Below are 11428 nucleotides of genomic sequence, written 5' to 3' on the forward strand. Positions count from 1 at the left end.
TATTTGAACAATCTAAAATATTTGTATTACCTGAAAAAAGGCAAAGGCAATGTCCGCGAGTAGTGAAAATTAAAGCACAAAAATATCCAAGAAAATGCCAGTCAATTTCTTAACTGACTGGCATTACACCTTCGGGTGGCTTTTTTTATGCCAATTTTAATGACCGATAAAACGCATTTTGCATTAGGCAAGATGAGTTCAGATGACTATAATCATCCTCGGATTAAAAAGAGGAAAGACTATGTCACTGGCAAGTCAGTTGAACGACAAGCAACTTGAAGCAATGAAATACACTCAAGGACCCTTGTTAGTACTTGCAGGGGCAGGTTCAGGCAAAACATCGGTGATTACCCGTAAAATTGCTTATTTGGTGAAGCATTGTGGGATTCCTGCGCACCGTATTACCGCGATGACCTTTACCAACAAGGCCGCACGTGAAATGAAGGAACGTGTGACCAAGCTAATGAGCCGTGAAGAGGCGAAAGGGCTGTCGGTTTCTACATTCCATAATTTCGGGCTGAACATGCTGCGCTTGGAATTAAAAAATACGCCACTGAAAAATAATTTTTCTATTTTAGATGCAGATGATTGCAAACGTATTTTGATGGATTTAATGCACCGCGATAATTTGTCGGGTGCGGAAAGTAAAGAGCTCATTGCCAAGGCCATGAAAATGATTTCAGATTGGAAAAATGATCTGATTCCACCTGAGCAAGCACATACCACCTGTGAAACGGCTGAAGATGTTCAATTTGCGCATCTGTATCAACTATATGAGCGAAATTTACGTGCATACAATGCTGTCGATTTTGATGATTTGATTGTGATGCCGACGCGATTGTTGCAGGAAAATGCAGAAGTACGTGATCGTTGGCAAAATCGTATCCGCTATTTATTGGTGGACGAATATCAAGATACCAACACCGCGCAATATATTTTGGTGAAATTACTCGTGGGCGTGATGGGGCAATTCACTGCAGTAGGTGATGACGACCAATCTATTTATGCATGGCGTGGTGCGAAGCCCGAAAATATGGCGTTATTGAACGAAGATTTTCGTAACTTAAAAGTGATTAAGTTAGAGCAGAACTATCGTTCGACCAGTCGTATTTTGAAAGCAGCAAATACCGTGATTGGCAATAATCCACATATTTTTGATAAAAAATTATGGTCGGATAAAGGTCATGGTGAAGTAATTCGTGTGATTACTTGTCGTAATGATGACGATGAATCAGAACGTGTTGTTAAAGACTTGATCACACATAAATTGATGAATGGTAAAAACTGGAAAGATTACGCCATTTTGTATCGCGGAAACTTCCAAGCACGTGCGCTTGAAACGCAGCTTCGCCAAATGCAGATCCCGTATAAATTATCGGGCGGTCAGTCATTCTTTGCTCGTGCCGAAATTAAGGATTTGATGAGCTACTTGCGTTTGATCATCAATCCTGAAGATGACAGTGCATTCTTACGAATTATCAATACGCCAAAACGTGCCATTGGCCCTGTGACTTTAGAAAAGCTCGGACTGTTTGCACAAGAGAGTAATTTATCTTTACTCAGTGCGGCAGGTGATCAGCGCTTGAGTATGGCGATTCCGAAAAAAGCTACAACACAATTGGCTGAATTTGCGGACTTTATTTCAACCTTTACCCGTGAATTGTTAGAAGATGATGAGCCAGTACCGATTATTCGTCGCATGATGATTGAAGCGGGTTATATCGACTATGTGAAAGAGTCGGCAGCAACGCCAGCGCAGGAAAAAACCAAACTGGATAATATTGAAGTACTTTATAGCAGCATTCAAAGTTTGATTAACCGAGCTGAAGATGTCGATGAAAAGAACATAGAAAGTGTGATTCGTAAAATGGTGCTGCTCGATATGTTAGAACAGCAACAAGAAGAAGAAGACACCGATAAAGTCAATTTGTTGACCTTGCATGCATCGAAAGGTTTGGAATTTCCTTTTGTCTACTTGATTGGCCTGGAAGAAGAAATTCTACCGCATAAAAACTCAATCGCTGCGGATACTGTCGAGGAAGAACGTCGTTTGATGTATGTAGGTATTACCCGTGCACGTCAAGGCTTAACCATGACATTGGCTGAGCAGCGTAAAGCGGGTGGTCAAATGCGTCAGATGACACCAAGCCGTTTCTTGGACGAGCTTCCACAGGATGAATTGGAATGGTTAGGTCGCAAGAAAAAACTGGCCGGTGATATCGATCCTAAACAGCAAGCACAGCATTATTTAGAAAATTTACGTGCGCTGATTAAGCGTTAAAGCTTAAAGCGTAGAAAATATTATTTATTTTTGAAATTCGTTTTATTGAAACAGGAATGAACCATGAAAGTTCAAGTTAAAGTTCTCGACACACGTTTAGGTACAGAATGGCCTATGCCGACTTATGCAACAACAGGTTCAGCTGGCCTAGATCTACGTGCATGTGTAGAAGCAACAACAGTGATTGAACCAGGCCAAACTGTTCTAGTTAAAACAGGTTTATCGATTTACATCGAAGATAGTAATTTTGCAGGTTTAATTTTGCCGCGTTCGGGTCTTGGTCATAAACACGGTATCGTATTGGGTAATCTTGTTGGTCTAATTGATTCGGACTACCAAGGCGAGCTTATGGTATCGGTTTGGAACCGTAGCCAAACTGCATTCAGTTTAGAGCCAGGTGAGCGTCTTGCTCAATATGTCTTGGTTCCTGTAGTTCAAGCACAGTTTGACATTGTGGATGAGTTTGAAGCGACTGAGCGTGGTGCAGGTGGTTTTGGACACACGGGTAAAAACTAAGTAGTTGCATTTAACAGTCTAAGAAAAATCAATTATTGTCATCATTTTTCATATGCATAAATTGATCTAAAAAAGGGCAATTAAAATTGCCCTTTTTTAGTTAATTGATACATCGAATTTATCAGAGAAAATGAATTGTAGAGCTTTGTTGATCTCAATTTGCTCTTGATCTGTTTTTTATTTGGTTGATTATGCGTATTGGTTAACGATTATTACGGCAAAAATCAATTATTTGAATGCAATTGATGTCGTTCTGAAACAAGCTTAACTATTTTTGTACAGATTGAAATATAAAATACTGTCATCTATCACTAAAATAAATTGTTTAGAGAATCTCTGAGTTTTGTAAGTTGTATAGAATATTCAGCTTCTAAGCTTCGGATATTTTTAATAAAAGTATTTTAATCTTAAGAAACATTTTGCAATAATATAAATTGTTTTTTATCATTTGTTTAATTTTTATTAATTGATTCTTAAATTAATTTGTTATAAAAACGCTACACCTTTTTCAGGTTTTCATAATTTAATTGAAGGTTCAAATTCAACACAGAATTGAACGTAGCAATAAATTAAGCATGATTAGAAGAACGTACTATGGGTTCACTGTTCAATTTTCCTACACATATTTTCCGTGCATACGATATTCGGGGAAAAGTATCGCTGCTGAATGCAGATATTGTCCATTCAATTGCACATGGATTAGTGAAGCAATATAAAAAAGCCAATCAATACCGTATTGCAATTGGTTATGACGCACGATTGACCAGTCCTTATTATGCTCAAATTATTCAAGATGTTTGCTTACATCATCATATTGATGCCGAAATCATTGGCTGCTGCTCAAGTCCAATGCTGTATTACATTGCACGTCAATTTGGAGGCAATGGCATTATGGTGACTGCAAGCCATAATCCAAAGTCAGATAATGGTATTAAATGGATTATTCAAGGGGAACCGCCTTGTCCTGCAATGATTCAGCAGGTTGCTGAAGAAGCAAAACACATTTTCATACCACAAAAAAATCCGTTAATGCAGGCGTTGCCTCAACATGAGATTCGCCCAGAGTTTTGTTTGCAATATCAACAATATATTTTAAATGATATTCATATCCGACAACCCTTTAATGTGGTAATCGATGGCATGCACGGTTCTGCTGGGCATTGTGCTGCATTACTTTTGAATAAACTGGGCGGGCAGGTGACCGCTTTGCGTTGTCATGCTGATGGCCATTTTCCAGATCATGCCCCAGATCCATCCCAAGTTAAACATTTAGAAAAAATGCGTGAGATGGTGCTTAGTCAACAGGCTGACATTGGTATCGCACTTGATGGTGATGGTGACCGCTTAGTATTGGTGGATGAATTAGGCCAAATCATTTCGGCAGATCGTTTGTTATGTTTATTTGCGCAGATTTGTTTGGAGACTAAGCCTACATCTGAAGTGGTTTATGATGTGAAATGCTCGACCATGATTCGTGACACAGTTTTAAGCATGGGTGGACAACCCACTATGATTCGAACAGGAAGTAGCTTTTTACGAAAGTACATTTCCCAATCGCAAGCCAAAGCTGTTTTTGGTGGCGAATATGCTGGCCACTATGTATTTAACGATGGACGTGGCGCAGGCTACGATGATGGTCTTTATGCGGCATTACGAGTGATTGAGTTTATACAGGATAAAGGATTAACACTTTCCCAAGCCTTAGCACTTTACCCTGAACGCGCTGGTACAGAAGATCTTTATATCAGCACTCATCACCATGATCCCTTACAGCTACTCAAACATGTTGAGGAAAAATCTCAGGCGATTTCTGCACAAATGAGTAAAATCGATGGGATACGTCTTGATTTTGATGATGGATTTGGCATCATTCGAGCATCGAATACAGGGGAGTATTTCACAGTGCGCTTTGATGCCGATCATCCAGAGCGTTTACAGGAAATACGAGAACTGTTTGTTTCCATGTTAAAAGAGCAATATTCAGTGATTGCTCAAGACATATTAGATGCTCAATAAGGAGAGGCAAATGCCACATCAACATACCGGCATCGACAAGGCACAAATCCTGACGGAAGCTTTACCGTATATTCAACGTTTTTCGGGTAAAACGCTGGTGGTGAAGTACGGTGGTAATGCCATGACTGATCCTGAGCTTGAGAGCTCATTTGCACGTGATATCGTGTTGTTAAAAACAGTCGGTCTAAACCCAATTGTCGTGCATGGCGGTGGCCCACAGGTTGATTCATTCCTGAAACAGCTGGGTCGTGAGTCTGACCGTATTGATGGTATGCGTGTAACAGATCCTGCAACGATGGAAGTTGTAGAGATGGTGTTGGGCGGCAGCGTGAATAAATCGATCGTGAATTTGATTAACAAACACGGTGGTCGTGCGATTGGCTTAACCGGTAAAGACGGCAACCTGATTCGTGCACAAAAATTATTGATGGAAAAAACTACCGAAGATGGTTCTGTGCAACAAATCGACCTTGGCTTAGTAGGCGAAGTGGTTGGTGTGAAAACTGATGTGCTTGAAATGTTCACACAAAGTGATTTCATTCCTGTGATTGCGCCACTTGGTGTAGATGAAGAAGGCAATACATACAACATCAATGCTGACCTTGTTGCTGGTAAAGTGGCTGAAGCGCTTGGCGCGGAAAAGTTGATTTTATTGACCAATATCACAGGCGTATTGGACGAAAATAAAAACTTATTAACTGGTTTAACCACGCAAGAAGTTGACCGTCTGATTGAAACTGGCGTGATTTATGGCGGCATGATTCCTAAAGTCGGATGTGCGCTAGATGCAGTAAAAGGTGGCGTGATCAGTGCGCATATTGTCGATGGTCGAGTTCCACATGCGACATTGCTTGAAATTTTTACTGATCATGGTGTAGGGACGCTGATTACCAACCGTGCGAATGTGAAAAAAGCTTAAGATGCTTAGCATGTTTTGATAAATAATAAAAAAGCCTCATTTGAGGCTTTTTTATTATTTATCAAATAACTGTTGGACTCAAATGCAATGATGAAGTATGTAATCTGACGACAAAGGCACAAAAATAGCATCAGCAATGATTTTAACGATTTACAAGTGCTAAAAAGGTCATGCACAATAGTGAAATCATAGATTTACTAGCTTGATGATAGAACATGTGCCAGCTGCTCGGAATGAATTGTGCGACACCCACCGATATTACTTTTTCATTTCGGGGCTTTTCGCAGCGAGCAGGGGTCACATCAGATCATTGTGACGGCTTTGGTATTGCTTTTTTTGAAGATAAAGCTTGTCGTTTATTTGTCGACAATCAATCTGCTGTAGAATCACCGATTGCGGAACTTATTCGTAATTACCCAATCAAATCACGTAATGTGATTGCCCACATTCGTAAAGCCACGCAAGGTAAAATCAACCTCGAAAACTCACACCCTTTTAGTCGTGAACTATGGGGTAGACAGTGGATATTCGCGCATAATGGTGACTTGCATGGCTTTCAGCCTGAGCTGACTGGTCGTTTTACCCCTGTCGGTAATACGGACAGCGAGCTGGCGTTTTGTTATTTGCTTGAACAACTGGTGAAACGTTTCGGCTATACCGAACCTACATTGGATCAAATCTTCGATTTACTATTAGAGATCTCTCCGCAAATTGCTGAGCATGGTACTTTTAATTTTTGTCTATCTAACGGGCAAGCCTTATTTAGTTATGCCATCACCAAATTACATTGGCTCGTGCGTGAATATCCATTTCAGCCCGCACAGCTTATTGATTTAGATGTAGAAGTGGATTTTAGTGAAGTTACGACAGCGGATGACCGTGTAGCTGTGATTACGACTGAGCCATTAACTCAAAATGAAGTTTGGCAGCCCTATCAACCTGGCGAAATGATTTTATTTCAGCATGGCCGACCAATCCGCTCTGCGCTCACATATGTCGAACGTTTAGAACGTGAACGCCTTGATCCATCGTTGAAACGTGTCACACGCGCAGATCAATATTAAATGCAGTTAATTTGACATGAACAGTATTCATGCATAGTTGAATACTGTTTAATTAAGAAAAATTGAATATATATTTATAACATATTGAATTGATTAAAAAATATCTGAACTTTATGGTCGGGATAAATTAAATTTACATAATAAAAACAAACAATTACATTTGAATTGACAGTTAAAGCGGTAAAACCAACCTTTTCACTTCATTTTTATTTAAGTGCTTTATCTATATGATGAATTTTACGTGATAAGTCCTTTATATTTGCAGGTGGTCGTAATGAAAATGAAATGGGTTCCAGAATATAATACTGGCATCGATGTGATTGACGATCAGCACAAACGTATTCTTGATTACATCAATGAAATCGATGGTATTGACGCTAATACTGATCGTGACCGTGTAAAACAAATTTTGGAAAACATTATTGATTACACACAGTCGCACTTTACTTTTGAAGAGTCTTTACAGGAAGAAGCGGGTTATAAATACCGTGTACCACATAAACGTGTACATGATTTATTTATTAAAAAGATTGAATCTTACCGTGATCGTTTTGAAATGGGTCAAGCGATTGAAGGCGAACTACATGAAGTGCTTTCTAAATGGTTGATTAATCATATTCAACACGATGATGCAGACTACGTAGGTGCAGTGAAAGAAAATATGATGGGTATCATCAAAGAAAAAGAGAAGAAAAAAGGTAAAAATTGGTTCGCTCGTTTCTTTTCTTAAGGGTGAAATCGAGATAAAAAAAATTAAAATCTAATAAAAAATTTGCGCAGCAAATCATCTTAACGGTGGTTTGCTTTTTGTTTTTGATTTTCATAGCTCGGCAAGGCAAAATAGCACAAGAATTTTTAAAGGAATCTGTCATGCAGGACAATGCGATGTCAAAGTGGTTATCGCCTCTAATGGCATTCTGTTTATCTTTTATTATTATTGCAACGCTTGCACCAGTAACAGGTATTCAGATTGAACGTCAGTTAGATTTTTGGCTGTTATGGCTCGGTACAATGCTTATTTTGGCTTTGCCTGTATGCTATTTAGAAATTGCACTTGCGAAACGTTCAAAGACCACTGCTGTTCAAGCGCTTTCAAGTCTAACACGTGATGCTGATGCTTCACCGAAATGGCGTTTAGTCGGCTGGTTAGCTGTCGTATTCATTCCATTTTTAGCAGGTGGAATGTTGTCTGCTGCTGCACAATATGTCGGTGTACATGCGCTAAATAATGGATCGCATAGTTTGATTTTGGCAGTATTGGCTGTAATTGCATTTGCTTTTTCTTTTATTCCACGCCAGTTCTTGGTGATTGTTACAGCGCTTGCAGTAATCGCATCTTTAATTCTAGCGAATGTCATGGGAACAGCGTTGCCAGAATGGAAAATGACTGCGCTTGAATTTAGCGAATGGGGCAATGCAACAGTATTGGCATTGGTTGCTAGTGGTTTAGGTTTAGGATTGTATTGGCAGTCAAGTTTGCCCGCAGTAAAACAACAAGATATTGCAACTAAAACCGTATTTCCAATTTGGATTGCGCAACTGTTGGCTGTGATTGCATTTGCATATTTTGCTGCAAAAGCGCAAGTTCCTGCATTGGCTTTGGTTGTCGGGCTAGTAGCGGCTGCTGCATTACTGGTGCAAATGGCACGTGAACAATTACAACAGCGTCAATTAGCAGTGATTGTGCAATGGGCTGTTTTAGCGATTGCTGTATTGGTATGGACATTAAATGCAGTTGTGCCAGTATTAAATATAGCGCTATTGGTTTGGGGCTTGATCATTTGCTTGATCTACGCGATCTTTGCAGGCTGGATTATGAAAATAAGCCATTTGCGTAAATCTATGAATTTTAGCAGTGAAGTTTTTTATAATATTTGGCGGATAGCGGTACGTATCGTATTGCCATTGTCGATTGTACTTGCATTGGTTTCTGTACTTGGACAGTTAATCTAATGACTATCATCGAACAAGTTTGGATCGCTTATGCGGGTGAGGCTCAGCAGTATTTGATCCCGCTGGCATTTACCCCAGGTATAACAGCACGACAGGCAATTGAACAAAGTGGTATTCGCCAGCAAGTTGAATTGCCCGATGAGTTATCTGTTGGTATTTTTGGCACGCGTTTAAAGGACTTAAATCAGGTATTAGAAGCCGGTGATCGTGTTGAAATCTATCGTGCATTAACCATTAATCCAAAGGATATTCGTCGTAATCGAGCGAAGAAAAATCCGGTGGGGCGTTATTGTCGAGGCAATCGCTTTAAACAATTGTATTCATAAAAAAAACCCCTTATTTAAGGGGTTTATTTTTATCTTAAAGCGGCTATAGTGGTGGCGCATTTAAAATTGCTTCTTTAGAACCTGGTAAGCCTGGTTGAGATTCAGGAATGGTTTCCAGACCTTCAACTTGTTGCACAATACCATTTTGATCGAAGAAGATTTTTAGGTGTTGACCGTGTGCGGCAGGAATCTTGGCTTTTTTAGCATATGTTCCTGGGGTATACTTATAAATGTAGTCCCAACGTAGCGGATTCATTGGATCGGCAATGGTTGGACTACCTAGCAAAAAGCGGACTTGTTGGTGGCTCATTCCCACCTGAATTTTAGATGCTTGTGCTTGTGTTAATGGTGTACCTTGTGGAATATCAACTTTATAAACGCCCAAGGTCGAACAGCCTACGAGCAATGAAGTGACGAATAACGTCAGCATGATTTTTTGCATTTTGCTAAACTATCCCAAATTAATTATGATGCATTTGATCCAAGGATAGATCATACTGCATCTAAACTTTGTTGCATATTCCAACTTTAATTTTGTTGAGAGACCTTTTTTCATGCCTATTTCAAACCAAGATTTACGCAAAGCTGGACTTAAAGTAACACTTCCACGAATTAAAATTTTGGAATTGCTTGAAAATTCAAGACAACATCACTTAAGTGCGGAAGATATTTATAAAACTTTACTCGAACAGGGTGAAGATGTGGGTTTAGCAACTGTGTATCGCGTGTTAACACAGTTCGAAGCTGCAGGTATCATCCAGCGCCATCATTTTGAGAATAACCATTCAGTTTTTGAAATTATGCAAGAAGATCATCACGATCATATTGTGTGCCAAAACTGTAATAAAGTGGTTGAATTCACCAATGACGTGATTGAACATGAACAACATGAAGTGGCTAAAAAGTTCGGCTTTGAACTTACAGGTCACTCTTTAAACCTATATGGTTATTGCGATGAGCCTGCTTGTCAGGAAGCATATCGTAAAAAATAAACTAACATTTGTTAGTTTAGAATGAATAAAAAAACAGACTTCATTTTGAAGTCTGTTTTTTTATATTCTGAATATAGCTCAAACTTAATGTTGACCATCAAAGGTAATATTCGAATTGGCACGAAGTAAATGTTCGCCACCTTCTTCCGATAATTTGATTTGTAAACGTAGATCGTTAGGTGAGTCGGCATGTTTCAGCGCATCTTTATAACTGATCTGTTTAGCTTTATATAAATCATACAAAGCTTGGTCAAAGGTTTGCATGCCCAATTCACGCGAGCGTTTCATCAGGTCTTTAATTTCATGTACTTCACCTTTACGGATAAGGTCTGAAATTAATGGCGAGTTAATCAAAATTTCAATGGCTGCACGACGTGAGTTACCATCAATCGTTGGAATAAGCTGTTGCGCAACCATCGCCTTTAAGTTTAAAGACAAGTCCATAAACAACTGACTGTGACGATCTGCTTCAAAGAAGTGGATAATACGGTCAATGGCTTGGTTGGCGTTGTTGGCATGCAGGGTCGCAAAAACCAAGTGACCAGTTTCTGCGAAAGCAATGGCATAGTCCATGGTTTCGCGTGAACGAATCTCACCAATCAAGATCACGTCAGGTGCCTGACGCAGGGTATTTTTTAGTGCAACTTCAAATGAGTCGGTATCAATACCCACTTCACGTTGGGTAATGATACAACCACGATGTTGGTGTACAAATTCAATCGGATCCTCAATGGTAATGATATGACCTTTGGTATTTTCATTACGATAACCAATTAATGACGCCAATGACGTTGATTTACCAGTACCCGTTGCACCTACAAAGATAATAATGCCACGCTTAGTCATCGCTAATTCTTTGAGAATCGGCGGTAATTTCAGCTCGTCCATGGTTGGAATAACGGTTTCAATACGACGAAGCACCATACCGGGCTGGTCGCGTTGTTGAAATGCACTGACACGAAAACGCGCGGATTTGCTGTTATTACTAATCGCAAAGTTACATTCGCGAGTATCTGCAAATTCCTTACGCTGTTTTTCCGACATAATGGAATTTAAAATTTGACCAACCATTGGCCCCGGAAGTTTGGTTGAGCCAATAGGCAGAATTTGACCATTAATTTTAATGGACGGTTCTACATCGGCTGTAATGAATAAATCCGATGCTTTCTTTTCGACCATATAGTCAAGTAAGCCGTTAAAATCCATAACGTGAGCCCCAAATTAAAAAATAAAATTTTATCACTTGGAGCGTAAAACCTCGTGGTTCAGCACGAGGATATAAGCGACTGGCGTAAGCCATACGACATGGAATGTCGTATTAAATATCTTTGTTGTTCATTACTTAAAATATTATTGTTAAA

The 11428-nt window shown here is 39.5% G+C and carries 11 protein-coding genes; 9 read left to right on the forward strand and 2 right to left on the reverse strand.

From position 1 onward, the window contains the following. The first annotated feature begins 241 nt into the window (after window positions 1–241). From FTV09_RS15470 to FTV09_RS15505, 8 genes are all read left to right on the forward strand, one after another. Entirely contained in the window at window positions 242–2281 is a 2040-nt protein-coding gene (locus FTV09_RS15470) for a UvrD-helicase domain-containing protein (RefSeq protein WP_067766191.1), read from the forward strand. A gap of 63 nt (window positions 2282–2344) precedes the next feature. Continuing rightward, on the forward strand, window positions 2345–2797 hold the full coding sequence (gene dut / locus FTV09_RS15475; protein ID WP_067766198.1) for a dUTP diphosphatase: 453 nt from the start codon (window positions 2345–2347) through the stop codon (window positions 2795–2797). Window positions 2798–3391: 594 nt separating this feature from the next. After that, window positions 3392–4813: a phosphomannomutase/phosphoglucomutase gene (locus FTV09_RS15480; RefSeq protein WP_180058817.1), complete on the forward strand. Its 1422-nt coding sequence runs from the start codon at window positions 3392–3394 to the stop codon at window positions 4811–4813. Between the two features lie 10 nt (window positions 4814–4823). After that, the gene (argB, locus tag FTV09_RS15485) at window positions 4824–5732 is read left to right on the forward strand and encodes an acetylglutamate kinase (protein WP_067766202.1); all 909 of its coding nucleotides are present in this window, start codon (window positions 4824–4826) and stop codon (window positions 5730–5732) included. Window positions 5733–5947: 215 nt separating this feature from the next. Next, on the forward strand, window positions 5948–6796 hold the full coding sequence (locus FTV09_RS15490) for a class II glutamine amidotransferase (RefSeq protein ID WP_067766205.1): 849 nt from the start codon (window positions 5948–5950) through the stop codon (window positions 6794–6796). 274 nt (window positions 6797–7070) lie between these two features. Then, window positions 7071–7526 carry a bacteriohemerythrin gene (locus FTV09_RS15495; protein ID WP_180058818.1) on the forward strand — a complete coding sequence of 152 codons (456 nt, stop codon included), beginning with the start codon at window positions 7071–7073 and terminating at the stop codon, window positions 7524–7526. A 140-nt stretch (window positions 7527–7666) separates the two neighbouring features. Then, a complete protein-coding gene (locus FTV09_RS15500; protein WP_180058819.1) occupies window positions 7667–8749 on the forward strand; it encodes a hypothetical protein in 1083 nt (360 codons plus the stop codon). Continuing rightward, window positions 8749–9075 (forward strand): RnfH family protein, encoded by a 327-nt coding sequence (locus tag FTV09_RS15505; RefSeq protein WP_180058820.1) that lies wholly within the window; start codon window positions 8749–8751, stop codon window positions 9073–9075. The genes FTV09_RS15500 and FTV09_RS15505 overlap by 1 nt, the downstream gene beginning before the upstream one ends. Before the next feature lie 43 nt (window positions 9076–9118). Here the strand turns inward: FTV09_RS15505 and FTV09_RS15510 are convergent, their stop codons facing one another. Further along, window positions 9119–9517: an outer membrane protein assembly factor BamE gene (locus tag FTV09_RS15510; RefSeq protein WP_067766222.1), complete on the reverse strand. Its 399-nt coding sequence runs from the start codon at window positions 9515–9517 to the stop codon at window positions 9119–9121. A gap of 112 nt (window positions 9518–9629) precedes the next feature. On the opposite strand from FTV09_RS15510, the gene fur reads away from it, so the two are divergent. Then, a complete protein-coding gene (fur, locus tag FTV09_RS15515; RefSeq protein WP_180058821.1) occupies window positions 9630–10067 on the forward strand; it encodes a ferric iron uptake transcriptional regulator in 438 nt (145 codons plus the stop codon). A gap of 84 nt (window positions 10068–10151) precedes the next feature. On the opposite strand, the gene FTV09_RS15520 is transcribed toward fur, so the two are convergent. Beyond that, window positions 10152–11273, reverse strand: a complete 1122-nt coding sequence (locus FTV09_RS15520; RefSeq protein WP_067766228.1) for a PilT/PilU family type 4a pilus ATPase — start codon at window positions 11271–11273, stop codon at window positions 10152–10154. Window positions 11274–11428 lie beyond the last annotated feature (155 nt).

It is taken from the genome of Acinetobacter sp. YH12227, assembly GCF_013417785.1.
Taxonomy (GTDB): domain Bacteria; phylum Pseudomonadota; class Gammaproteobacteria; order Pseudomonadales; family Moraxellaceae; genus Acinetobacter; species Acinetobacter gandensis.

Excerpts from the sequence above, each read along its gene's own strand:
- FTV09_RS15470 (WP_067766191.1), top strand. The coding sequence starts at position 242 with ATGTCACTGGCAAGTCAGTTGAACGACAAGCAACTTGAAGCAATGAAA.
- dut (WP_067766198.1), top strand. The coding sequence starts at position 2,345 with ATGAAAGTTCAAGTTAAAGTTCTCGACACACGTTTAGGTACAGAATGG.
- FTV09_RS15480 (WP_180058817.1), top strand. The coding sequence starts at position 3,392 with ATGGGTTCACTGTTCAATTTTCCTACACATATTTTCCGTGCATACGAT.
- argB (WP_067766202.1), top strand. The coding sequence starts at position 4,824 with ATGCCACATCAACATACCGGCATCGACAAGGCACAAATCCTGACGGAA.
- FTV09_RS15490 (WP_067766205.1), top strand. The coding sequence starts at position 5,948 with ATGTGCCAGCTGCTCGGAATGAATTGTGCGACACCCACCGATATTACT.
- FTV09_RS15495 (WP_180058818.1), top strand. The coding sequence starts at position 7,071 with ATGAAAATGAAATGGGTTCCAGAATATAATACTGGCATCGATGTGATT.
- FTV09_RS15500 (WP_180058819.1), top strand. The coding sequence starts at position 7,667 with ATGCAGGACAATGCGATGTCAAAGTGGTTATCGCCTCTAATGGCATTC.
- FTV09_RS15505 (WP_180058820.1), top strand. The coding sequence starts at position 8,749 with ATGACTATCATCGAACAAGTTTGGATCGCTTATGCGGGTGAGGCTCAG.
- FTV09_RS15510 (WP_067766222.1), bottom strand. The coding sequence starts at position 9,517 with ATGCAAAAAATCATGCTGACGTTATTCGTCACTTCATTGCTCGTAGGC.
- fur (WP_180058821.1), top strand. The coding sequence starts at position 9,630 with ATGCCTATTTCAAACCAAGATTTACGCAAAGCTGGACTTAAAGTAACA.
- FTV09_RS15520 (WP_067766228.1), bottom strand. The coding sequence starts at position 11,273 with ATGGATTTTAACGGCTTACTTGACTATATGGTCGAAAAGAAAGCATCG.